We start from the raw sequence: 23,612 nt of genomic DNA, 5'->3' as shown, positions 1-23,612 counted from the left end.
GCATCTTGCTATCATAAAAACACCTGTAAATTTATTCAGTATTCAAGCGCTGGATTCTTGTTAGTCCACCTCAATTTGGTAAGTTCCGATTCACCACTTATATTAATTGAGTGGCGACTCAAAGGGGATAGATTTATTTTTCGTGACGCTCGTTGATGTAACATAGACTTAGGGCCTGTCCCGCGTCAAGAGACGTAAAGAGGCGATACTCGAATCGTTCTCGTGAACGTTGTGACGTTCACTCGAACCTACGGTAAAAATAAATCTGTCCCCTTTTTCGGTCTATAGTCAGACTTCTATTTGCACCGTCATTTCTAGGGCATTATCGACCTTGATTCCCAGGTATCTGACGGCGCTTTCAAGGTTCGTGTGCCCAAGCAGAAACTGGACTGCCCTTAACTTCTTCGTCCAACGATAGATCAACGATGCCTTGGTTCTCTGTAGCGCGTGAGTGCCGTACATGCTTGGGTCTAGACCAGTGGCGGTCATCAAGCTTTTCGGGGCGATTCGGAAAGGTGGTATCTGCATGCGCATGGCAATGGACGAAACAGTGGCATTCTGCTAGCGTCGATCCACCCCCAGCACGGACGTTTTAGGGGCCGGGGAGTGAAACCATCGGCACCTCGGACACCCAAGGGCCACTGCTCCAACATGGCAGGCGAGCATTGTGATTTCGGACATCGATTTACAAGAAATTATCCCAAGGGAACGGACGTCCTCTGCATCCGCGATGCATGTAGTAAGTGGTATTCCGGTACCAAAACCTCAACGCGTTCGGAGCTTCAGCCCAGAAGAGTGGGAGGAGTTTGTTGAGGAGTGGGGAAGTAGCCTCAAGGCTGAATACAGTAAAGTCCGACGCTTCGGCGGTTCAGGTGACTTGGGTGTGGACATTGCAGGCTTCTGCTCTCCGGAGGGTTTTAAAGGCATCTGGGATAATTTTCAATGCAAACGGTATGGTCACCCGCTCCGACCTAGTGATATCTGGGTGGAAATTGGGAAGATAATTTATTATTCGTTCAAAGAGTACTATATTCCCCCGCGCAGGCATTATTTTGCGGGGTCTCAAGACATCGGCACCACCTTAGAGCAGCTGCTGAATAACCCTGAAGAATTGCAGTTTAAGGCAGAGGAGAATTGGAATCAAAACTGTAAGAGTGGAATAACGTCGACCACGGAAATACCTCTATCGGGCGAATTACTCCATTACTTTCAGGCATTCGATTTCTCCATATTTTCCTCAAAATCTGTTGTTGAATTAATAGAGGGCCATAGCCGTACCCAGTTTCATTCTGTGAGGTTTGGTGGTGGTCTTCCATTCAGGCCTGACTCATTGAAACCTCCGGAAGTTCCGGCAGGCAGTGAAAGTCGGTATATTCGGCAAATATTTGATGCTTATGGGAATTATCTGGGTAAGGCTATATCCGGTGAGGCTGATCTTGAGTCTCATGGGGCACTCAAGAGAGATTACCTGCGGCAGAGAGAGAGGTTTTATCACGCCGAGTCCCTAAGGAATTTTGCAAGAGATACAGTTCCTGAAGGTACCTTCGCAGCTTTGCAAGATGAAATCTATTATGGGGTTGTCGATGTTTGTGAGGATGACCACGCAGACGGATTTGCACGAATGAAGGCCACTATTACCCATTCTTCAACCATTGCTGCTTCAGCAAATGCCCTGGCCTCGGCTTTCAAAACCCAAGATCGTCAAGGCATATGCCATCAACTGGCAAATGATGACCGGTTAGCGTGGGTGCCTGAAAATGAGTGAGCCAACAGTAAAGAGTCCTTTTAATGGTCCTCTGGAAACCGGTGTGCGGTCTTTAGCTATCCTGACGGCGGCCTTTCCGATGGCGATGGATCTACAGCGTTTAGTAGAGATGGACTATTTAGTAGTGCATTCTGAAGATGCGAAGGGGCCAAGTAGTCTACACGCACCATTGCCGTTGCGAGCCGGTGAACTTCTTGTGCGTAGAGGATTGATAGAGTCGGGGCTGAAGCTGATGGTTCGGCGTGGGTTATTGAGTCGGATTGCGTCATATGATGGCTTCAGTTACATCGCTACAGATTCCGCTCAGCCTTTCGTATCCTCACTCACGTCGAACTATTCGATTAAGTTGTTGGACAGGGCTAAGTGGGCGTATGAGACTTATGGAAGTACACCTACTGAAGAAGTTCTGAAAGTTACTCATCGGATATTCAAATGGACCAGCGAGTTCCAGGTTTTTGAACAGAGGGGCGTTGAATGATGAGTGAGTGTGGTTTTCAATTGCGTCGTGTTCAATTCTCCGGTCCAAGTGGTGAGCGACATATAGACTTATTTGATGGCCTTAACGTAATTTGTGGCTCGTCAGATACAGGTAAATCCTATCTGGCTGAGACAATCGATTATATGCTAGGTGGTTCCGAACTCAGGAAAATTGATGAGTTAGATGGATATGATCGGATAACTTTGTCTTTGGAGTCTGGCTCCGGCGAAGAATGGCGTTTGGAGCGCGCGCTAAATGGCGGAGGCTTCAAACTGACCGGGGGCGATCAGGACGAATCTACGGTTCTAAAGGCTACTCACTCTCACGGAGCTACAGACAACCTTTCGGGGTTCCTACTAGACAAGCTTGGGCTGCTCGGCAAGAAAGTTTTGAAAAGCAGCGCGAAATCTACGTTGCAGAGTCTCGGGTTCCGAAATATTGCAAGGTTAGTCATTGTACAAGAAGAAGAGATTGCTACTAAAGGATCGCCGTTTTGGAGTGGTCAATTCACTACGAAGACCTCTGAATTAGCTACCGTTAAACTGCTTGTGACCGGGATGGATGACTCGGCAATCAATACCCCGATAGTTAAAGTGGTCGATAATTCAGGAAAAATTGCCCTGCTCGATGATTTGATATCCGAGTTGGTCGATGACGTAGGTGATAGCAAACGCGAAGAGCTTGAAGCGCAGCTTGAAAAAATCGGTGTTACATTAGCGCGATATCGGAAATCAATTGCCCTTAATGAGGAATTGGTTTCTGAACTCATGGATCGACGTCAAAATAACGTATTTCAGCGGCAGTTAGTTTCTGAGCGAATTGATGAAATCGCTGACCTTTTCACACGATTTGACCTACTGCGTGACCATTATGACGTCGACCTTGAACGCTTAGAGGCCATTAAAGAAAGTGGCTCCATGCTGATCTATGTGGATGAAGTGGACTGCCCTATGTGCGGTGCTGCACCTTGTAATCAGCATCTCGAAGATGACGATGAGGCAGATCTGCGCTCGGCTGTGCTGGCAGCCGCCGCTGAAATCGCAAAAATTGAACAACTCAAGAACGATCTAGTTAGAACTATTGATGAACTAAAAAATGAAAGTGAGGACCTTTCCAAAGGCTACTTAACTCTGCAGAAAGAGTATGCTGAGATTGAAGTCTCTTTAAAGAAGGCGCTTTCTCCACGTAAGGATGAAGAGAAGATCAACTATGAAGACTTGATCGAGTTGCGACAAGATGTGTCAAAGAAAATTAGTGGTTTTGAGCGTATCGAACAACTGGCTCAGCGTAAGTTTTCGCTTGAAAAAGAAGGGGGGGCGCCTGGTGGTAAGACAACTGCCGTTGTCAGTATCCCCGACACCATTGGTAATTCTTTATCAGACAAGATCTCCTCAATTCTGAATGATTGGAACTTTCCCGGTGAGTGTAAAGTGGTGTTTGATAAGGGGACGAGCGATTTTATTATCGATGGTAAACCTAGGGGGAGTCGCGGAAAAGGGTTACGATCCATTACGCATGCTGCGGTTAGCCTTGGATTGCTTGAGTACGCGCAGGAAAATTCTCTGCCCCACCCTGGTTTCCTTGTGCTTGATTCTCCGCTTCTTGCTTATTTTGCACCGGAAGGTGACGATGATTTACTTCTGAGAGGAAGTGATTTAAAAGAAAAATTTTATGAGTACTTAATTCATCATCATGGAAGCGGTAGCCAGATAGTAATAATCGAAAACCAACACCCGCCAGAGGAAGCTTTATCAAGTGTGCATCTGACCGTATTCACCAATAATCCACATGAGGGCAGGGTGGGGCTTCTGTAGGCCCATAAGAAGTGACAAGAGCCACTTTCGTATTTTTCTCGGTTTTTCCGGATCTTGATTAAGTTGGCTTGCTTAACATTAGTATCGATCAGGCAAGATCTAGACTAATTTAAACGCCGCTCATTCAAAGATGCCTATCGCTGAACAGTGCTGATCCGTTGCGAGCGTCTGCTTTGGGTCGTTTTCTGCCGTTCCTCATCTAGCATTTGACGCGGTTGTTCGTAGCTCTCACTGAACCCTTTGCAAGTCCCGATTCGATTTCACTGAAAGCCATAAATAGCTGATTTTTTTTATAGATACCCTATGAGGCACATCCAAAAATCCACCAAATTCCAGCCCCGCGAAAACCGGGTCCTCCCGACCAACAACCGTCCGTCTGTCTCCGCAGCCAAAGCACGAACTCATGAGACGGATACTTCAGTTTGGAAATGCGTTGCCGGGTTCGATTTCCGAGCAGCTTTGATGAACATCGCCGTTCCACCTTGCCGCATATCGATCTCGAACAGCTCTGAGGTTCGGATGAGATCGCTAAGGGTCCGGTGCCCGTAGTTCACGGCTGAAAACGAACTGTTGTTGCGGATAAAATTACCGACCTGGCTGAGGCGCGACCAGCCTGTGTCATCGGCGGTCTTCTCTGCAGCCGTTCTCAGCAAGCGCACTAGTGCCGTGTCACTGCGTAGCTCGTTTCGGGTGCGTTTACTGCATTTCGACGCTTCGCCTTCATCAGCTTTCTCGTGATCATCACCAAGCAGGTTCTCTGTGTAGATGAACTGCGAGCAGGCATCTACAAAAGGCTTCGGCGTCTTCTTCTCCCCAAAGCCGTAGACCGGCAAGCCGCTTTCCAGCAGCCGAAGCACCAACGGTGTGAAATCGCTGTCGCTTGTCATGAGTGCAAAGGCATCGACGTTTTTGCTGTATAGCAAATCCATTGCATCAATGATCATCGCTGAGTCAGTGGCATTCTTGCCCTTGGTGAAAGCAAATTGCTGCATGGGGCGGATGGCGAACGGGTGGATCTTCTCGACCCATCCAGTGAGGAGAGGAGAACTCCAGTTCCCGTGTGCATGCCTGATGTTGACCATGCCGTACTTGGCCAACTCATCGAGCACGCCCCCTATGGATGCATGGCTCACATTGTCGCAGTCAATCAGCAGTGCTATCCGTTTCGACTCCACGGTGTACCCCGGTCAGTCCCTGTGTAATCAAACTCTAGCTCAACTGCCCTGGCAGCACTTTCAATGTTCATATCGTGCACCCTCATCTCACCTTGGGGATTTCAGCTGAGCCTAGTTCACTGCATTCGAAGTTTGAATGGGGATTTTGATGCAGATGATCGGATGTGGATTTATGGTTGCGTTCAACGCTGTTCGCACATAATTCAGAGACGTTTCCTACAGCTTTGACACTTGCTTGGCCGAGATACATGAGGCTAAATTTCCTCCGTCGCGGAAAATTCCGTGACCGGGCGTAGGAACCCGTTGGTAAACTTGGCGCACGCACTAGGCGCCCCTGCACCACAGCTGGCGCTTTTTTTGTGCCTGCCGTGCTGTGTCATGGCGGCTGTGTGTGGGCAGGCTTCGGCCTGGCCGGGTTTCCAAGTTTCCCGGTATTCCTACCCCATACACAGCTGCCACCCAATCCCGTAGGAAGGATCGTGGCAGCTCCAACTGAAACTTGGAGTGTCATGCATGCTTATCTCAAGTCTGTCCAGGATCCTCGCATCCGTTCTCCACCGCCGTTCCTCGACGGCCCTCAGCGATCTCACCTCCAGTCAATCTCGCTCCGTCTCTGCAGCCAGGGAGGTGCACCATGACTGACCAAGAACGCCTATCCACCATCCAAAGCTATGCCTGGACCCTGGAACTGCTAGGCGAAGCCCTGGTCCAGCACGACGAGATGCTGGAGTGCGAACACAACCCACACCTCAGCTTTCGCAACACTGCCGGTATCCATCAGGCGATCCGGATCATCAGCCGTTTGGCCAGTGAGCAGTGTGGGAAAGTGATGGAGCGAAACGGGCAGGACCCTGTTAGTTAGGCAGGATCATTGGAGAGCGGCGGGCCAGATATCACCATTGTGGCTGGCCCTCTGCTCAAGGCCACCTGGTGGTTTATTCCCGTCGGGTAAGGTTATGGGGCTGCTGCGCAGCCCATCGCAGGCAAGCCAGCTCCTACAGGGACCGCATTAATCCTGGGATATGTGCTTTACCTGTGACAGGGGGCAAGCGCCGGGGCAAACGGCACGGGTTTCGCTCGTTTTCTCTTTGTGAGCCTCGGTCACATATGGCAGCCAATCTGTGGGTAGCCATCTTCCTACGAAACGTACTGTCCTTTCGTACTCTTGGAAACTTGCGAAAACAGCCACTCGGGAATAAAGTCCCCCCGTCGCCGACGCATCGGTGATGCGACCTTGGCCGGTCGGAATCGAAAGGCGCATCAGCGCCCAGTCTTCATCGCAGGCGCTTTTTTGTGCCCGCGATGTCGCGTTATGGCGGTGGTGCGCGGGACACCTTCGGGTGTGCCGGGCTCCTTTCGTCCCGGTCGGCCAACCCGCGTACTGCTGCCACCTTAACTTGCTTGGCCGCGAGCGGTGGCAGTTCCATCACGAAAGGAACTCATGCATGACCACCGAAAATCCGTTACAGATCCTCGCATTCGTTCTCCACCGTCGTTCCTCGACGGCCGTCAGCGATCTCACCTCCAGTCAATCTCGCTCCGTCTCTGCAGCCAGGGAGGTGCACCATGACTGACCAAGAACGCCTATCCACCATCCAAAGCTACGCCTGGACCCTGGAACTGCTAGGCGAAGCCCTGGTCCAGCACGACGAAATGCTGGAGTGCGAACACAACCCACACCTGAGCTTTCGCAACATTGCCGGTATCCATCAGGCGATCCGGATCATCAGCCGTTTGGCCAGTGAGCAGTGCGGGAAGGTGATGGAGCGAAACGGGCAGGACCCTGTTAGTTAGGCAGGATCATTGATGAGCGGCGGGCCAGATATCACCCTTGCGGCTGGCCTTCTGCTCAAGGTCGGTTGGTGGTTTATTCCTGTCGCGGTAGGGTTATGGGGCTGCTGCGCAGCCCATCGCAGGCAAGCCAGCTCCTACATGGACCGCGCAGTTCCTGGGTACCGACAGCGCAACATCAATCGAGCGCACTGAACGAGACTCGCCGCTTCATACATGAAGCAACCCCAACGCCCCGATCAAGGCAGGCGGCATTACCAGCGCCCCCAGGCGCAGGAAGTCCAAGGCACCGACGTGTTCGCCTTCACGGCGAACGGCAACCAGCCAGAGCAAAGTGGCCAGGGAGCCGGTAATCGACAGGTTCGGCCCGAGGTCGACGCCAATCAGCAGCGCCGCAGTGGTTTTCGCGGGTAAATCGACAATATGGCCAACGGAGCCTGCGATCAGGCCGGTCGGCAGATTGTTCATCAGGTTGCCGGCGATAGCCGCGACCACGCCGGCGCCCCAGCTCGCCTGGTGCTCGGAGCTGCGCGCCAGCGCGGCCAAGCCATGGGCCAGGTGCTCGATCACACCCGTCTGTGCCACCGCTTCCACCAGCACGAACAGGCCCGCGACCAACGGCAGTACGCCCCATGCCACGCCTTTGAGCACCGGCATCGGGTTGCGCCGCTGGCGCAGGTGGATCAGCCCGGCCGTGGCGATGCCGGCGCAGAAGGTGGGCAAGCCGAGCTGCCGGTCCAGGGCGGAGGTCAGCAGCAACAGGGCGCCTGTCAGCACGATACCCAGCGCGCACAAGCGTGCACCGCTGGACAGCGGTTGCATGTCGATAGTCGTTGCCAGGGGCTGGCGTATCTGTTTGCGCTGGGCCAGCCGCAGCACAAGGTAGGTCAGGCCGATGGCCGCAAGCGACGGCAAGGTGAACTGCCGCAGCCAATCCAGCAACGGCGGCATCTGGCTGCCGAACACTACCAGGTTGGCCGGGTTGGAAATGGGCAGCACAAAACTGGCGGCATTGGCGATGAAGGCACAGATGAACAGATAGGGCAGCGGCTCGGCCTTGGCCGCCCGGCATGCGGCATACACTGCTGGGGTAAGCACCACAGCCGTGGCATCGTTGGAGAGGAACACCGTTACCAGTACCCCCACCAGGAATACCAGGTCGAACAGGCGCTGGCCGGAGCCCCGGGCATGCTGCACCGCGTACATGGCCAGCCAGTCGAACAGCCCCTCCTGGCGTGCCAGTTCGGCCAGCACCATCATACCGATCAGAAACAGGTAAACATCGCCACCCTCGGCGACAGCGCCGAGGGCCGTGGGTAGTGGCACCAGGCCAAACGCGGTCAGCAATACAGCGGCGCCGACTGCCCAGACATATTCCGGCACCCGCCAGGGGCGCAGGATTACCCCACCGGTCGCAACGGCGGCGACGGCCCAGATGAGCGAGGATGGATCAAATACAGGCATGCAGTTTACTCAGGTGAATGAATGAGTTGGCGCGGCTTGGCCGGGTGCCAGCCTTTGGTGGATGGCGTGCAGCACGCTATATCGTGTCAACGTTATTTGGCTGAGCTGGCAATTGCCGGCTTGGGTGTCCCTTCCTAAGGCCTGTCTGATAGGTGAGTAGCCCGATTGCAGCCACGATACCGAGAACAACGAAGGCTGTGCCATAGCCGAAATGTTGCGCGATCCAGCCGGCGAGTGCGTGGCTCATGGCCGCGCCTATTCCCTGTATCGTCATCACTGCACCAAGCCCGGCATTGATGTGCCCAGTGCCGCGCAGGATGGAAGCGACAAGCCCAGGCAAGGCGACACCCAGCAGGCCTGCCCCGATTCCGTCAAGGGCCTGTACCGGAATCAGGGCCCACGGGGACTCCCAGCAACCGGCGATCAGCCCGCGCAAGGGCAAGGCCAGGAGGGCGGCAAGGATCAGTGCCCGATACCCGTGCCGAGAGGCATGCCGCCCGGCCCAAAGCGCGACGGGAATCATGACCAGCTGCGCCACGATGACAGTGGATGCCGTGAACACGCTGGGGTCGGCCAGCCCACGCGTGACAACCGACTGTGCCAGCAAGGGCAGCATCGCGGCATTGCCAAGGTGGAACAGCAGCATGGTGATCGCGAGCAGGCCCAGCTCGCGCGAGTGCGTCAAAACCCGCACCATGGAAGGCGAGGGGCTGCTACCTTGCGCAGGCTGGTTGCCAGTGAGGTCACCACCGCGGGCACGCTCATGATCGATGTCATGTGGATCGATCTTGCGCAAGCAGGCAAGGGCCGCGCACGCCATCAGGGCCATCAGGACGAATACGGCTGACAGCCCCCAGCGGTAGCCTGCCAGCCCGGCCAAGGCAGCCGCTACCACGTTGCCGGCATGGTTCCAGGCTTCGTTGATGCCTAGCTGCCGAGACAAGTCTTTTTGATCAACGATGCCCAAGGTTATGCCCATGATGCCGGCGCCCATCAACGCACCCACAACACCCGTCACCACTTGAGAGGCGACGGCGACGCCGAACGTTGGCGCCGTCCATAGCGCTGCCGTGGCGAGAATGAGTGCAATGGCGCCGCTTGCCAGAAGCAGTCGCTTGTGGCGCGAGGCGTCGATCCACGCGCCCATCGGCGTGGTCGCCAACATGCCTGCGATGCCGCCGGCGGCCATCACGTAGCCGATGTCATCGGCTCGCCAGCCGTGGCTGGCCAGAAATATACCGAGGAAGGGGCCCAGGCCGTCACGGACATCGGCCAGGAAGAAGTTGAGGCCGGACAGCCAGCGCCGTGAGCTGGCATGCGCCGGAGTTATCGAAGGCGTTGCCGGGTGCATAGAGGCATTCCCTTATGGCGCGCGGTCATAGAGCGGCTGCAGGGTGGATAACGTGGTGCCCATGCTGACCGCTTCCAAAGCGGTGCCAAAGGCATTGCGCGTGCCCAGCCCGGATGCTGCGAACGGTGCGCCCGTCTGCACGGAAATACGCAGGCTCTCTGACGGGAAACGTACGATGCTGCCATCGCTCAGGATGACGCCGTTGGCCTCGCCCCGTGGGCCAGTCAGCACGGTCTCCACCTGGCCTTCCACCTGTTGGGGCTGCAGGCGCTGGGCGCGCAGGTGTGGCGGCAGGGCTCGGCCTTCGCCAACCGGTGGCGGCTGGTTGTACACGGTGCGCCCGCTGTCGGCGTGGATGATGGCGTCGGCTTTGACCGTGCCTCGCGTTTCCGCCCGCCCGATGATGCGGACGGCGTCCCCCACTTTGACCGTGGCTGTGAGCGCATCGGCCATGTGCGGTGGAACTTTGCAATGGTCCCGTCGCTCAGGCGCAGCCCGTCGACCTCACCATAGGGATTGATGAGCATCCGTTGCACCTGGCCTTCCACCACGTACTGGCTCACCAGGCCAGGTGTTTCCACACCCTGATGCGGTGTTGGAGGCAGATGGGCGGCGGCGGGCGGCATGGCATGCACGCTGAGGCTACCCAGGCCAATTGCCAGTGCAAGAGATGTGGCGATGAAATACCTGGACATTGGAGAAGCTCTCTTGGGTTGGGAACACCCAACCTGTAGCGCAAACACCATGCCAGATAAAATTACTAATTAAATCAATCAGTTATGATTGATAGGAGTGATGTGCCGTCCGATTCCGTGACGCTAAGGTGTCACGGAATCGGACACCCCCTTTGCGGGCGAAGGGGTTAGTCCAGATCGAACTCGGCCAGCTTGCGGTAGAGCTGCTGGCGGGACAGACCGAGGCGCCGCGCCGCCTCTGCGCGGTTGCCCGCCGTCGCAGCCAGGGCGCGCACGATCATTTCGCGCTCCAGCTGGGCAACGGCCTGTGCCATTGGGCCTTCCCAGTCGATGTCCAGGCCCGGGGTGGGCGGCGCCGCCGTCTGCAACCCGATGTGTTCGGCCTCGATGACCGGGCCGTGGCTGAGGATGGCCGCGCGCTCCATGGCATTGCGCAGTTCGCGCACGTTGCCCGGCCAGGAATGGGCCAGCAGCAGCCTGGCTGCCGCCGCGCTCAACCGCTTGGGCGAGTCGCCGCCCAGCAGGCGTAGGAAGTGTTCGGCCAGCAGCAGCACGTCGCCCAGGCGCTCACGCAGCGGCGGCAGCCACAGTGGTACTACCTGCAGGCGGTACCACAGGTCTTCCCGGAAGCGCCCCTCCTTGACTGCGCTGGGCAGGTCTCGGTGGGTGGCCACGATGATGCGCACGTTCACCGGCTGGGCACGATTGGCGCCCACGGGGGTGATTTCGCGTTCCTGCAGCACCCGCAGGATCTTCGCCTGCGTGGCCAGCGGCATATCGCCTATTTCGTCGAGGAACAGGGTGCCGCCATCGGCCTCGCGAAAGCGCCCGGTGCGTTCATTGATGGCACCGGTGAACGCGCCTTTGACATGACCGAACAGCTCGCTTTCCATCAGTTCGGCCGGGATCGCCGCGCAGTTGACGGCGACGAAGGGGCCGGTGGCTCGCCCGCTGTTGCGATGCAAGGCACGCGCGACCAGTTCCTTGCCTGTGCCCGTCTCGCCCAGGATCAACGCAGTGGCATCGGAGTTCGCGGCCAGCCCGATACGCTTGAAGACCTGGCGCATGGCCTCGCTGCTGCTGACCAGTTCGGTGCCATCCACGGGCTCTTGTGCGGCAGGTGATGCCCCGGCCGCCTGGGGGGTGTCTGGGGTGTTGGCTGCCCATCGCAGGGCCCGTTCGAGCGTCTCGATCAGGGCGGCCCTGGTCACGGGCTTGGTCAGGTGGTCGAACGCGCCCAGGCTCATCGCCTCGATGGTGTTGCCGCCACTCGCATAGGCGGTGAGCATGATGCAAGGCACCTGCGAGATGCGCGCCGCGCGGCGCAGGAACACCAGGCCATCCTCGCCCGGCAGCCGCAGATCGACGATGGCCGCATCCACGTCCTCGGTGCGCAGCCGGTGCAGGCCTGCATCGGTGGTTTCAGCCTGCAGCACCGCATACCCCAGGTCTTGCAGCATTTCTGCAAGGCTGTCGCGGAATGCGGCGTCATCGTCGACGATCAGGATTCGGGCCACGGTAGCTCCATCTCTATGCGCGTTCCTTTGGCCGACTCGGCGAGACCGACCCGCCCGCCGTGACCCTGCACGATCTCGCGCACCAGCGCCAGCCCCAGGCCGGTACCTCCAGCGCGGTTGGTGGAGAACGGTTCGAACAGTGTATCGCGCAGGTCATGCGGAATGCCGGAACCATCGTCCGCCACCCACAACAGCAATGTGCCGCGGTGCGTGCGATGCGCACCGAGCTCGATTTCACCGCGTTCTTCCGTGTGCGCCAGCGCATTGAGCAGCAGGTTGTCAAAGACCCGCGCCATTTGTGTCGGGTCGAACAGCGCAACTTGCTTCGCGCTAGCGGTCAGCTCCGGTTCAACGGCCAGTGTTATTCGTACGCCTTTCTTTTGCGCTGCTTCGGCGTGGGCATTACGCCGCTCCTCCAGCCATTCCTGCAGGTCAACTGCCTTGCGCTCGGCGCGGAAAGGTTGCGTCAATGCCAACAGGCTCGACACCAGCGTCTCCAGCCGTGCCGTTTGCGAAAGTACGGCCTCCAGGGCACCAACCACACGTGCTTCGCGCCGGTCAGCCGGGGCAGCCATCGCGTTTTCCACCTTCATGCGCATCGTGCCCAGCGGGTTGCGGATCTCGTGTGCAAGCCCGGCGGAAACGCGCCCCAGCGTGGCCAGGCGTTCGGACTGGGCCAGTTGCTTTCGCAAATGCGCCGACTGGCGCTGCCAACGCGAAATCATCCAGCCCAGCCATGCCCCGGAGACAACGACCAGCGCCAGCAGCAGGCTTACCGCGAGTATCAAGGTATTGACTGTTTCTGTGGCCAAAAGCGGAACGCGCATCAGGGTCCAGGCGATCAGCTGTCGGTCATAGGCCTGAACGGGGCAGGCGGCGAAAGCCACGGCTTCGCGTAAGCCCGGTCGCACATCCGCCACCAGGCCTGCAGAATCCTGCGCACGCTGGGCCGTGGAGGCAATGCGCTGCAACTCGGCGCTCGGCGGGTCGCGTTTGATTCCCGTGCCGTCGTAGGTTGGGAAGGCGTAGGCCACCACTCCCGCATCCGCTCGCCAGAAGCCGCCCTCCATGCCCGGCTGATCGCGCAGTGCCAAATCCAGCACTGCCTGTGCGGCAGCAGGGGGCATGAGATCAGGGTGGTCTTGTGCAGGCGGGAGCTGCTGGCGAACCCGTGCCGCACCCGCCTGGAGCGCCTGGCAACTGGTCGAGGTGAGTTGGCGCGCCTGCGCAATCTGAGGGCCGGCGCCTTGGCGGCTGATTATCAGCAGCAGCCATCCCAGCACAAGCGCAACTGCGGCAATGGAAAGCCACAGAATCAGCAGATCACGGCGAACGGAGGGTTGCAGTGACAGGTCAGGTTTCCTTGGATGTGGGGCACCGCTGGTCAGTCGGTGGGCGTTCTGCTGGCAACCTTGCCAGATGGAAAATCGCCGTGCAAGGACAGGGTCGGTTGAATTAGCAGTCACTCTGTGGGCGCTTGGCGGTGAACCAGTACTTTGTGGCCATTGGCGATGCGCGGCAGGTGAGCTTGTCCAGTACCTTCGAGTTCTAGGCCAGCCTGCACCGGCCTCTTCGCGGCTAAAGCCGCTCCCACAGGTACTGCACTGCACTCGAAGGTGGCGCGGTCCTTGTGGGAGCGGCTTTAGCCGCGAATACCGGCGCAGCCGGTGCCAGGCAACGCGTTGGATTCTTCGCGGTTAAAGCCGCTCCCACGGGGTACGCGTACCGCTTCCATTTGCCTTTGAGTGGTCTTTTCGCCTCAGCAGGCAATACTTCTCTGTATTGCAGGCGTGTTCCTGGTGGCGCGCGCCGCTGGGAGGTGTCGTGTGAACAAACTGACAATCGTGGGTGCCGGCATGGTCGGCGAGGCGGCGGCGCAGATCATCGCTCGGGAAGAGTTGTGCCGTGAGCTGGTGTTGATGGATGTGCAGGGCGAGATGGCGCAAGGCAAGGCGCTGGATGTGTGGCAGGCGGCAGTCGAGTCGGGTTCCGATACCCGGGTTCACGGCGGGGCCAAGGCTGAAATGCTGGACGGCTCTGAACTGGTGGTCATCACCGCAGGCGTGCCGCGCAAGCCGGGGCAGTCGCGTCAGGATGTACTGAGTATCAACCTGCCAATCCTCGACGGCATCATGGCCGACATCAAGCTGCATGCACCAACTGCGACGGTGCTGGTGGTATCGAACCCGGTCGATGTGCTCACCTATCGCGCCTGGAGCTTGAGCGGGCTAGGGCGCACCAAGGTGTTCGGCCAGGCGGGGGTGCTGGATACCGCACGCATGAAGTGTTTCATCGCCGAGCAGACCGGGTTCTCTGCCCGGGATATCACGGCGCTGGTCCTGGGCGGGCATGGCGACAGCATGGTGCCGCTGATGCGCTACTGCCAGATCGGTTCGGTGCCGTTGTCGCACTTCCTGTCCAGTGAGCAGATCGAGCAGATCGTCGAGCGCACCCGCAAGGGTGGTGGCGAGATCCTGGGGCTGAAGAAGCTGGGCAGCGCCTGCGATGCGCCGGGCGTGGCGATTGCGCAGATGGTCGATGCGATCGCCAACGGGCGAAATCGCATCTTGCCGGCGGTGGCGATCCTGGAAGGCGAGTACGGGCGCACGGATATTGCCATGGGTGTGCCCTGCGTACTGGCAGAGGAGGGGCTGGCGCGGGTGATCGAGTTGCCGCTGGATGCGCAGGAGCAGGCGATGTTTGACCAATCGGCTGATCAGGTGGCGCGGGATATTGCTGAAATGAAGGCGCTGTAACGCTGTGGGAGTGGCTTTAGCCGCGAAGAATCCAACGCGGTGCATGGCACCGGCTGCGCCGGTGTTCGCGGCTAAAGCCGCTCCCACAGTGTCCCTGCTAATTCAATGAGTTTACGTGCAGTTCAATAAGGGGGGGCTGCCAACCCAGCCTGGCCCCTAGCGCTGGTAAGCCTTGCCAAAATGCCGCTCCAGCCGCGCCTGCACCAGCTCGAGCAGGATCGACAGCACCCAGTAGATCACCGCCGCCGTGGTCAGCATCTCCAGGTATCGATAGCTCGACCGCCCGTACGACTGCGCCAGGAACATCACCTCCCATACCCCCATCACCGATATCAGCGATGAATCCTTCAGCATCGAGATGAACTGGTTGGCCGTAGGCGGAATGATCACCCGCATGGCCTGGGGCAGGACGATATGCCAGAAGATCTGCGGCGTGCGCATGCCCAGCGCCAGTGCCGCTTCACGTTGCCCGCGCGCGACGCCGAGGATGCCGGCGCGGAAGATTTCGCTCAGGTAGGCCCCGTAGTTCAGCGACAAGGCGATGATGCCGGCGCTGATGGCGCCCGGTACCAGGCCCAGCTGTGGCAGCCCCAGGTAGATCAGCAGAATCTGGATCAGCAGGGGGGTGCCGCGGAAGAACGAGGTGTAGAAGCTGGCGACACCCACCAGCACCGCGCTGTTCGACAACCGCGCCAGCGCGGCGGCGAAGCCGAACAGTACCGACACCAGCATCGAGCACAGGCACAGGAACAGGGTCAGTGCCGCGCCTTGCAGAAAGCCGTTGGGCCCCAGCTTGAAACCGGCGAGGTTCGGAAACTTCTCCAGGATGATCGAGAACTTCAGATCGAAACTGAGGAAAAACGCGACGAACAGGCCAAACAGCGCCAGCCAGGTCAGCAGCAGCCGGGTGCGAAAGTCGAACAGGCCGGCACCCGTGGGCTTGACCACGGGCTTGGGGGAGGAGGGGAAGGTGCTCATTTGCTGATATCGGCGCCAATCCATTTCTGCGACAGCTTGGCCAGGGTGCCGTCAGCCTTCAACTCGGCAAACACCTGGCGCACCTTGGCATCCCACTCGGGGTCGCCCTTCTCGATGGCCACCGAGTTCGGCTCTTCATACAGCGGGGCACCTGCCAGCTTGAAGCGCTTGTCCTGGTCCAGGCGCGGCTGCGCGGTCACCAGGTTGGTGAGGATGGCGTCCAGGCGTACGCCGGCGCCCAGGCCAAGGTCCTGGAAGGCGACGTTGTCGGTGTCGTAAGGCGCGATTTGCACGAAATCGAAGGGGTATTCGATCTTCTTGTCTTCGTCGCCTTCGATCACCAGGTTCTTGTTCAGGTAGCTCTCGTAGCTCGATGCACTGGTCAGGCCTACCTTGCGGCCTTCCAGGTCCTTGGCGCCATGGATGCGCTCATCCTTGGCGTTGACCACGATCACCGCAGGCGATGCGTAGTACTCCACCGGGAAGTCGAACACTTCGGCGCGGGCCTTGCTCGGGGTCATCGAGCAGATGCAGATGTCGTAGCGGCCGCTCCAGCGGCCTGCGGCGATCACGTCCCACGAAGGGGTTTCCAGCCGCAGCTTGACGCCGAGCTTGTCCGCCACTGCCTTGGCCACATCCACGTCGAAACCGTCCAGCTGGTTCTGGTCATTGAGGAAGGAAAACGGTGGGTAGCTTTCCATCAAAACGTTGACCAGTTCCTTGCGCGATTCAACCCGCTCCAGCGTGGCACCGGCAAAGGCCTGGGAAGCAGTTGCGAGCAGCACAAGGCCCGCACCGAGCACAGTTGAAAATCGCATGGACATACCTGAAATGTTGGCCAATTATAGGAAGCGGTATTTAATAGTTATAAATGTCACCTACATAATGAATTTTATTCATAAGCACCTTTAGAGTAGTTATATGAAACAGCGAGCGATGGTAATTCTCGACGGTGGCATGGGCCGTGAGCTGCAGCGCAGTGGGGCGCCGTTTCGTCAGCCCGAGTGGTCGGCGCTGGCGCTGAGCGAGGCGCCGGAAGCGGTGGTTGGTGTGCACGCAGCGTTCATCGCTGCCGGTGCCCAGGTCATTACCAGCAATAGCTATGCGGTGGTGCCGTTCCACATCGGCGAAGAGCGTTTTGCAAAGGAAGGGCGACAACTGGCCAATATCGCAGGCCAGCTGGCGCGGCATGCCGCCGATACCGCAGCGCACCCGGTCAAGGTGGCGGGCTCGCTGCCGCCGCTGTTCGGCTCCTATCGCCCGGACCTGTTCCAGCCCGAGCGCGTCGAGGAGGTGCTGGCCCCGTTGCTGCAGGGCCTGGCCCCGCATGTTGACTTGTGGCTGGCCGAAACCCAGAGCTCGGTTGCCGAGGTGCGAGCCATCCACGGCCAATTGCCGGCAGACGGCAGGCCGTTCTGGGTGTCGTTCACCCTGCAGGACGAAGAGGTCGACGAGGTGCCACGCCTGCGTTCCGGCGAGCCGGTGGCCGATGCCATCGAAGCCGTGGTCGGCCTGGGCGCGGCGGCCGTGCTGTTCAACTGCAGCCAGCCCGAGGTCATTGGCGCTGCACTGGATGTAGCGCGCTCGGTAATCGAGCGACACAACGCCGACATCGCCATTGGCGCCTATGCCAACGCCTTCCCGCCGCAGCCGAAGGAAGCCACCGCCAACGACGGCCTGGATGAGCTGCGCGAAGACCTTGACCCGCCGGGTTACCTGGCATGGGCCAACGATTGGCGTGAACGGGGTGCCAGCATGATCGGTGGCTGCTGTGGCATTGGCCCGGAGCATATCGCCGAGCTGAAACGCAACCTGGCGTAAAGCCTTGAAGGGGCAGGGCGGCTTCCGCACCCGCTCGGCCCCAGCCATTAAAAAAAACGTTACTCAGACCCGGATTCCATCGTTTTTCAGTCCCCCCGCCATGCCCCTATAGTCCGCTGAAAGCCGATGCCGAATCGGTGTACACAACTCAGCGGTGCGGGAACCGGATATGAACAAGAACGAGAAATTCGAGGGCAATGCAGCGGCCGGTATCGGTACGCGTGTGGTGTGGAGCGGGGAGCAGGTTCAGCATCCGTACAACGCTACCCAGACCCCGATCGTGGTCAGTGCCGCCTACGGCTACAACGACATCGATGCCTGGTACGACGTGGCGCAGGGCAAGCTGCCCGGCTACATCTACAGCCGCATGAGCAACCCGACAGTCGCTACCCTGGAAGGCAAGCTCTGCGAGCTGGAACAGTCCGAGTCGGCGGTGGCATTCAGCAGCGGCATGGCTGCCATCAGTGCCGTGCTGCATACCTTCCTCTCAAGCGGCAAGCGTGTGGTGTCGACCCGTGACAGTTACGGCGGTACCAACAAGATCTTCGAAGAGTTCCTGCCGCGCATGGGTGTGCAGGTCTGCCTGTGCGACACCCTCGACACCGAAGCACTGGAGCGCGAGATCGCCGCGGGTTGCGACCTGCTGTATCTGGAAACCCCTACCAACCCCACCCTCAAGGTACTGGACATCCAGCGCCTGAGCGCTGCCGCCCGGAAGGTTGGCGCCGTGGTGGTGGCCGACAACACCTTCGCCACCCCGCTTAACCAGAACCCGCTGGCCCTGGGCGTGGATGTAGTGGTGCACAGTGCCACCAAATTCCTGTCCGGGCACGGTGATGTACTGGGCGGGGTGGTGTGCGGTGCCGAGTCGTTGATGGCCCAGGTGCGCCACTACCGCGAGATCAACGGTGCGGCGCTGGACCCGTTTTCCGCCTACCTGATCATCCGCGGTATCAAGACCCTGGCCCTGCGCCTGCGTCAGCAACAGGCCAGTGCCCAGGCCCTGACGCATTACCTGACTACCGAACCGCTGGTCGAAGCGGTCAACTACCCGGGGTTGCCCCAGCATCCGGGCCATGCGATTGCCAAGGCGCAGATGCGTGGCTTCGGCGCCATTGTCAGCTTCGTGCTCAAAGGTGGCATGCCCACCGTAGCGCGGCTGCTGCCGCGCCTGAAGTACGCCCATCGGGCGGGCAACCTGGGCGCGGTAGAAACCATCTACGGCCCGGCGCGTACCACCAGCCATGTGGAAAACACCCTCGAAGAACGGCTGGCCCTGGGCATTTCCGAAGGGCTGGTGCGCATTTCGGTGGGCATCGAGGACACCGAGGACCTGCTGGCAGACCTGGCACAGGCCTGTGCATCGGTGCGCCAGGAGTTGGCCGCAGCAAAGGAATTGCACGGTGACGAAGACGCCTGCCTGGCCGAAGCACAGGCCTGAGGCAGGCGTGTAGCACCCGCTCCTTGCGGTGGGTGCCACTTCATGAAGTCGAACAAAAACAATATGCAAGGCAATTCGCTTCGCTCTGCCAAGACGAGGTCGTTGCAACGTCCTTGCCCGCCAACTTTCATGAGTAAACCACAATGTCCCTGCAGACAACGACAACGAGAAATGCTTCGGCGCATAGCTTCAAGCAGGATATGCAAACCCGCCATATCGTCATGCTGGCGCTGGGCGGTGTCATCGGTACCGGCCTGTTCCTGACGTCGGGCTACACAGTCAACCAGGCGGGCCCGCTGGGGGCGGTCATCGCCTATATCCTCGGCGCGATCATGGTCTACCTGGTGATGATGTGCCTGGGCGAACTGGCGGTACACATGCCGGAAGTCGGCTCGTTCAGCAGTTACGCCACGCGCTACCTCGGGCCGGGAACAGGCTACATGGTGGCCTGGATGTACTGGCTGACCTGGACCGTGGCCATCGGCTCGGAATTCACCGCCGCCGGTATCCTGATGGTGCGCTGGTTCCCCGATACGCCGGTGTGGATATGGAGTGCGCTGTTCGGGCTTGCGGTGTTCATCAGCAATATCATTTCGGTGCGGTCGTTTGCCGAAACCGAATTCTGGTTGTCACTGATCAAGGTGCTGGCGGTTATCGCCTTCCTGGTGGTGGGCGGCGGCGCGATCCTGGGCGTTTTCGAAATTACCCAGGCGCACAGTGTCGGGCTGGGCAACTTCACCCGCGAGGGGCTGTTCCCTACGGGCTTCTGGTCGATCGCCATGACCCTGCTGGCGGTGGCCTTCGCGTTCTCGGGTACCGAGTTGATCGGCATCGCCGCCGGCGAAACCCGCGACCCGGAAAAGAACGTACCCAAGGCCATCCGTACCACGGTCCTGCGCCTGGCACTGTTCTTCGTCGGTACCATCTTCGTGCTGGCAACCTTGTTGCCACGTGAACAGGCAGGGTTGGTTGAAAGCCCGTTCGTGATGGTGTTTGCCATGATCGGTATCCCCTATGCCGCAGACATCATGAACTTCGTCATCATCACTGCGTTGCTGTCGGCAGCCAATTCCGGGCTCTATGCTGCGGCGCGCATGCTGTGGACCCTCAGCGACCAAGGCAACATGCCCCGCCGGTACGCGGCGCTGTCGCGTCGTGGCACGCCGTTCAATGCCATCGTCCTGAGCATGGCCGGTGGCATGGCATCGCTGCTGAGCAGTGTGTTTGCCCCCGACACCATCTACCTGGCGCTGGTGTCCATTTCCGGGTTGGCGGTGGTGGTGGTGTGGATCAGCATCGCGGCCAGCCAGATGGCATTCCGTCGCCATTACATCGCCAATGGCGGCAAGCTCGAAGACCTCAAGTTCCGCGTGCGCGGCTACCCGTTCGTGCCGCTGGCGGCCATCTTCTGCTGCGTGCTGGCCTGCGTCGGCATTGCCTTCGACCCGGCACAGCGCGTGGCCCTGTACTTTGGTCTTCCATTTATCGCCTGGTGTTACCTGGCCTACTGGCTGACCCGCAAGTACCGCGACCGTCGCCCGCTGCAACCGGAAGCCTTGGCAACAGGTTCCGAGGCCGCCAGAGCAGGGTGATACTAGGGCACCGGAACGTTGCCACGAGAAACCGCCGATGACCCAGAAAACCCTGCCCCCCTTGAACTGGCTCAGAGCCTTCGAAGTGTCGGCGCGTTACCTGAACTTCACCCATGCAGCCGAGGAACTGCACCTCACCCAAGGGGCCGTGAGCCAGCAGATCCGCCACCTGGAGAGCCAGTTGGGAGTGGCGCTGTTCAAGCGCCTGCCCCGGGGGCTGGGGTTGACCGAAGAAGGCCAGTCCTACCTGCCGGTGGTGCAGGATGCGATAAGCCGCCTGGCGGTAGGCACCAATGAAATTTTCGGGCAACGCCAGCGTCGGCCCCTGAAAGTGCGCGGCAGCCTGTCGTTCCTGCATTTCTGGCTGGCGCCCCGCCTGGCCGATTTTCGCCGTTCGCACCCGCAGGTGGACATCCGCTACATCAGCAACCTGTGGGTCAAGGAACTGGATGCAGAGGATGACCTGGAAATCCGCTGGGGCAGCGGCCAGTGGGCTGGCGTGGAAGCGCAGCGCCTGACCCGCGACCTGCTGGTGCCAGTCTGCTCCCCTGCGCTGATTGCCGGCTCCCCGCTGCGCGAGCCGCGCGACCTGGCCCGCGTCCCGTTGCTGCATGTGCTGGGTTACGAGGAGGGGTGGGGTTATTGGCTGGAGCGGGTAGGCGCCGATCAGGTCGATTCTTCCAGCGGCCTGCAGTTCGACACCCTGGTGGCGACCTTGCGCATGGCGGAACTGGGGCTTGGGGTGGCACTGGCGCGCTCGTCGCTGGTCGAGGACTTGCTGCAGGAGGGGCGGCTGGTGGCGCCTTTTGCGCAGCGCATCGAGGCGAGCGAGTCGTTTTACCTGGTACGTGGCCTGGCTGAGGCGTTGTCCACGGATGCCCAAGCCTTCAGCCACTGGTTGGTGGCGATGGCCCACCGTTAATCAAATATTTACCTGGAGCACCGATGCAGTACACATCCACGCGCGGCAACGAGACACGGGTTGATTTCCGCACGGCGCTGCTTTCCGGGCTGGCCGACGATGGCGGGCTTTACGTGCCGACTGCGGTGCCGACGTTCAGCCAGCAGGATATTGCCAGCTGGTCGTGGTTGCCGTTCGACGAACTGGCCTGGCGGGTAATGGCGCCGTTTGTCGGCGACACGCTCGATGAGCCGACCCTGAGAGCGCTGGTAAGCGACAGCTACCGCGGCTTCAAGCACCGTGGCATCGCACCGTTGCAGCAGATTGGCCATAACGAATGGATCCTGCAGCTGTTTCACGGGCCTACCCGTTCCTCCAAGGATTTCGCCGCGCAATTGCAGGCGCGGCTCATCCGCCATTTCCTGGGCCCCGATTGCGAACGGGTCATGCTGGTCGGTGCCAGCAACGGCGATACGGCGGTGGCCGCTATCGAAGCCTTGCGGCATTGCCCTACGGCACGCTTGCTGGCGCTTTACCCCAGTGCCGGGACACCGGCCGACCGGGCGGCGGTGATGCGCAGTGCCGCTTCCGAAAGCGTGAGCTGCGTGGCCGTGGACGGCAGCTTCGATGACTGCCAGTCACTGGTGTCGGCGCTGCTGCGTGCATGGCCGTGCCCCGGGCTGATTCCCGTGAGCTTCAACTCGACCAACTGGGTCGGCGTGCTGGCGCAGATCGTGTTCTATTTCCACGCGGCGCTTCAGCTGGGTGGGGGGATTCGGCCGGTGGGTTTCAGCATCCCCACGGCCAGTTTTGCCGAGATCTACGCGGGGTTCATTGCCCAGAAAATGGGCCTGCCGATCAACCAGATCATTGTTTCCACCAACCGCAACGATGCCTTGCACCGGTTCATCCACTGCAATCGCTACAGCCGTGGCTCCACCAGCCAGACCTTGTCGCCGGTCATGGACTTTTCGCTGTTCTCCAACCTGGAACGTTTCGTCTGGGAGCTGTATGACCGCGATGGTGGGGCGACCCGGGCACTGATGGAGCATTTCGAGGATTGTGGCGAGTTGAGCATCGGCAACCGCCAGTGGCTGCACGCGCGCATGCTGTTCGACTCCTATGCCGTGGATGACGCGCTGATTCGCGAAGAAATCGTCACGCTGTTCCAGGAAACCGGCTGCGCAGTAGACCCACACGCTGCCACCGGGGCATTCGCCGGGCGCCTGCACCGGCGCAACATTGGTGCGCCGATCGTCACGCTGGGCCAGTTTGCCCCGGAAAAGTCTGCCGGGTTGCTGGCGGAGCTTGGGGCCTGGCATGGCGAGGTGCCGGCCTGTGGTGTTGGCAGCGCAGGCGTTGGGCCGCTGCTGGCGCCAGAGGACCTGGCGGGGGTTCATGAAATACTGGCCCGGTTGCAGGCAGGACGATGAAGCGCATCCTCGACCCCCTGGACGAGCGTATTCTCGCCGAGCTCACCGCCAATGCACGCATTGCCCATGCCGAACTGGGGCTCAAGGTGAACCTTTCGCGTAATGCGGTACGCCAGCGCATCGAGCGCCTGGAGCGTGACGGGGCCATCCAGGGCTATACCCTGCGTATCGGTGAGGGGCGACGACCGACCTCGCTGATCAACGCGGTCATCTTCGTCTACCGCTACGACCGCATGCGCGGAGAGGCTGTGCTCGATGCATTGCGCCAGATCCCCGAGGTGATCCAGTGTGAAGTGCTCAGCGGCGAATTCGACCTGCTGCTGCGCGTCGAGGCTTCCAGCCCGGAACGGGTGCACCATGTATGGAAGGAGATTGCCGCCATGCCTGGGGTCGAGAACACCGTGACATCGTTCGTCCTGGCCACGGTGATCTGAGACGCGCGCTTGCCGTTTGGTAACCCTCGCTACAACAACGCCGCCCGGGTTTGCGCCCTGGCGGCGTTTTGCATTCCGGCGGCGCTCAGGCGTGCATCGGCTACTGGTCAGATTGGCCAGTAAATACAGCGGATTGCCATATTCAACTGGCATTGCACGGCTCTTACGCTTGTCCCCATCGACCAACCGCCTGGAAAGGACAGCGA

At 59.6% G+C, this 23,612-nt stretch carries 20 protein-coding genes and 1 pseudogene; 12 read left to right on the top strand and 9 right to left on the bottom strand.

The window, feature by feature from the left end; translation table 11 throughout:
- Positions 1-288: 288 nt before the first annotated feature.
- A pseudogene (locus CAG18_RS27285) lies at positions 289-498 on the bottom strand (integrase); the annotation flags it as partial.
- 169 nt (positions 499-667) lie between these two features.
- Between CAG18_RS27285 and CAG18_RS10330 the strand changes: the two are divergent.
- Genes CAG18_RS10330 through CAG18_RS10320 form a run of 3 tightly spaced genes read left to right on the top strand, consistent with a single transcriptional unit; the run spans position 668 to position 4,057 of the window.
- On the top strand, positions 668-1,765 hold the full coding sequence (locus CAG18_RS10330; RefSeq protein ID WP_085720846.1) for an ABC-three component system protein: 1,098 nt from the start codon (positions 668-670) through the stop codon (positions 1,763-1,765).
- The gene (locus CAG18_RS10325) at positions 1,758-2,243 is read left to right on the top strand and encodes an ABC-three component system middle component 2 (RefSeq protein WP_085720845.1); all 486 of its coding nucleotides are present in this window, start codon (positions 1,758-1,760) and stop codon (positions 2,241-2,243) included. Before CAG18_RS10330 ends, CAG18_RS10325 begins: the two co-directional genes overlap by 8 nt.
- Positions 2,240-4,057: a hypothetical protein gene (locus tag CAG18_RS10320; RefSeq protein WP_143492643.1), complete on the top strand. Its 1,818-nt coding sequence runs from the start codon at positions 2,240-2,242 to the stop codon at positions 4,055-4,057. Before CAG18_RS10325 ends, CAG18_RS10320 begins: the two co-directional genes overlap by 4 nt.
- Before the next feature lie 401 nt (positions 4,058-4,458).
- On the opposite strand, the gene CAG18_RS10315 is transcribed toward CAG18_RS10320, so the two are convergent.
- Positions 4,459-5,232: an NYN domain-containing protein gene (locus tag CAG18_RS10315; protein ID WP_085720843.1), complete on the bottom strand. Its 774-nt coding sequence runs from the start codon at positions 5,230-5,232 to the stop codon at positions 4,459-4,461.
- A gap of 634 nt (positions 5,233-5,866) precedes the next feature.
- Between CAG18_RS10315 and CAG18_RS10310 the strand changes: the two genes are divergently transcribed.
- Both CAG18_RS10310 and CAG18_RS10305 read left to right on the top strand, forming a co-directional pair.
- The gene (locus CAG18_RS10310) at positions 5,867-6,094 is read left to right on the top strand and encodes a hypothetical protein (RefSeq protein ID WP_015268870.1); all 228 of its coding nucleotides are present in this window, start codon (positions 5,867-5,869) and stop codon (positions 6,092-6,094) included.
- A gap of 704 nt (positions 6,095-6,798) precedes the next feature.
- Positions 6,799-7,026: a hypothetical protein gene (locus CAG18_RS10305; protein ID WP_085720842.1), complete on the top strand. Its 228-nt coding sequence runs from the start codon at positions 6,799-6,801 to the stop codon at positions 7,024-7,026.
- A gap of 207 nt (positions 7,027-7,233) precedes the next feature.
- On the opposite strand, the gene CAG18_RS10300 is transcribed toward CAG18_RS10305, so the two are convergent.
- The 5 genes from CAG18_RS10300 to CAG18_RS10280 all read right to left on the bottom strand — a co-directional run bounded on the left by CAG18_RS10300 (position 7,234) and on the right by CAG18_RS10280 (position 13,516).
- Positions 7,234-8,487, bottom strand: a complete 1,254-nt coding sequence (locus tag CAG18_RS10300) for an arsenic transporter (protein WP_023663251.1) — start codon at positions 8,485-8,487, stop codon at positions 7,234-7,236.
- 76 nt (positions 8,488-8,563) lie between these two features.
- Positions 8,564-9,838, bottom strand: coding sequence for an MFS transporter (locus CAG18_RS10295; RefSeq protein WP_085720841.1), 1,275 nt, complete (start codon positions 9,836-9,838; stop codon positions 8,564-8,566).
- Between the two features lie 12 nt (positions 9,839-9,850).
- The gene (locus CAG18_RS27280) at positions 9,851-10,291 is read right to left on the bottom strand and encodes a hypothetical protein (RefSeq protein ID WP_256573345.1); all 441 of its coding nucleotides are present in this window, start codon (positions 10,289-10,291) and stop codon (positions 9,851-9,853) included.
- Between the two features lie 409 nt (positions 10,292-10,700).
- Positions 10,701-12,050: a sigma-54 dependent transcriptional regulator gene (locus tag CAG18_RS10285; protein ID WP_085720840.1), complete on the bottom strand. Its 1,350-nt coding sequence runs from the start codon at positions 12,048-12,050 to the stop codon at positions 10,701-10,703.
- Complete coding sequence (locus CAG18_RS10280; RefSeq protein WP_235891283.1) at positions 12,035-13,516, bottom strand: ATP-binding protein; 1,482 nt, start codon at positions 13,514-13,516, stop codon at positions 12,035-12,037. The genes CAG18_RS10285 and CAG18_RS10280 overlap by 16 nt, the downstream gene beginning before the upstream one ends.
- Before the next feature lie 360 nt (positions 13,517-13,876).
- On the opposite strand from CAG18_RS10280, the gene CAG18_RS10275 reads away from it, so the two are divergent.
- Entirely contained in the window at positions 13,877-14,806 is a 930-nt protein-coding gene (locus CAG18_RS10275; protein ID WP_023663598.1) for a malate dehydrogenase, read from the top strand.
- 156 nt (positions 14,807-14,962) lie between these two features.
- On the opposite strand, the gene CAG18_RS10270 is transcribed toward CAG18_RS10275, so the two are convergent.
- Positions 14,963-15,784 (bottom strand): amino acid ABC transporter permease, encoded by an 822-nt coding sequence (locus tag CAG18_RS10270; RefSeq protein WP_085720839.1) that lies wholly within the window; start codon positions 15,782-15,784, stop codon positions 14,963-14,965.
- On the bottom strand, positions 15,781-16,602 hold the full coding sequence (locus CAG18_RS10265) for an ABC transporter substrate-binding protein (RefSeq protein ID WP_003256303.1): 822 nt from the start codon (positions 16,600-16,602) through the stop codon (positions 15,781-15,783). Before CAG18_RS10265 ends, CAG18_RS10270 begins: the two co-directional genes overlap by 4 nt.
- 118 nt (positions 16,603-16,720) lie before the next feature.
- On the opposite strand from CAG18_RS10265, the gene CAG18_RS10260 reads away from it, so the two are divergent.
- From CAG18_RS10260 to CAG18_RS10235, 6 genes are all read left to right on the top strand, one after another.
- The gene (locus tag CAG18_RS10260; RefSeq protein WP_170976289.1) at positions 16,721-17,605 is read left to right on the top strand and encodes a homocysteine S-methyltransferase family protein; all 885 of its coding nucleotides are present in this window, start codon (positions 16,721-16,723) and stop codon (positions 17,603-17,605) included.
- Between the two features lie 169 nt (positions 17,606-17,774).
- Positions 17,775-19,046, top strand: a complete 1,272-nt coding sequence (locus CAG18_RS10255; protein ID WP_085720838.1) for a cystathionine gamma-synthase family protein — start codon at positions 17,775-17,777, stop codon at positions 19,044-19,046.
- Positions 19,047-19,189: 143 nt separating this feature from the next.
- Positions 19,190-20,638: an amino acid permease gene (locus CAG18_RS10250; RefSeq protein ID WP_085720837.1), complete on the top strand. Its 1,449-nt coding sequence runs from the start codon at positions 19,190-19,192 to the stop codon at positions 20,636-20,638.
- 37 nt (positions 20,639-20,675) lie between these two features.
- The gene (locus CAG18_RS10245) at positions 20,676-21,560 is read left to right on the top strand and encodes a LysR substrate-binding domain-containing protein (protein WP_054572297.1); all 885 of its coding nucleotides are present in this window, start codon (positions 20,676-20,678) and stop codon (positions 21,558-21,560) included.
- A gap of 23 nt (positions 21,561-21,583) precedes the next feature.
- Positions 21,584-22,972 carry a threonine synthase gene (locus CAG18_RS10240; protein WP_015268885.1) on the top strand — a complete coding sequence of 463 codons (1,389 nt, stop codon included), beginning with the start codon at positions 21,584-21,586 and terminating at the stop codon, positions 22,970-22,972.
- Positions 22,969-23,406, top strand: coding sequence for an Lrp/AsnC family transcriptional regulator (locus CAG18_RS10235; RefSeq protein ID WP_015268886.1), 438 nt, complete (start codon positions 22,969-22,971; stop codon positions 23,404-23,406). Before CAG18_RS10240 ends, CAG18_RS10235 begins: the two co-directional genes overlap by 4 nt.
- The last annotated feature ends 206 nt before the right edge of the window (positions 23,407-23,612 follow it).

The organism is Pseudomonas sp. B22(2017) (assembly GCF_002113105.1).
GTDB lineage: Bacteria > Pseudomonadota > Gammaproteobacteria > Pseudomonadales > Pseudomonadaceae > Aquipseudomonas > Aquipseudomonas asiatica.
The sequence above is the reverse complement of the archived record's forward strand: the minus strand, read 5'-3'. Positions and strand labels throughout refer to the sequence as shown.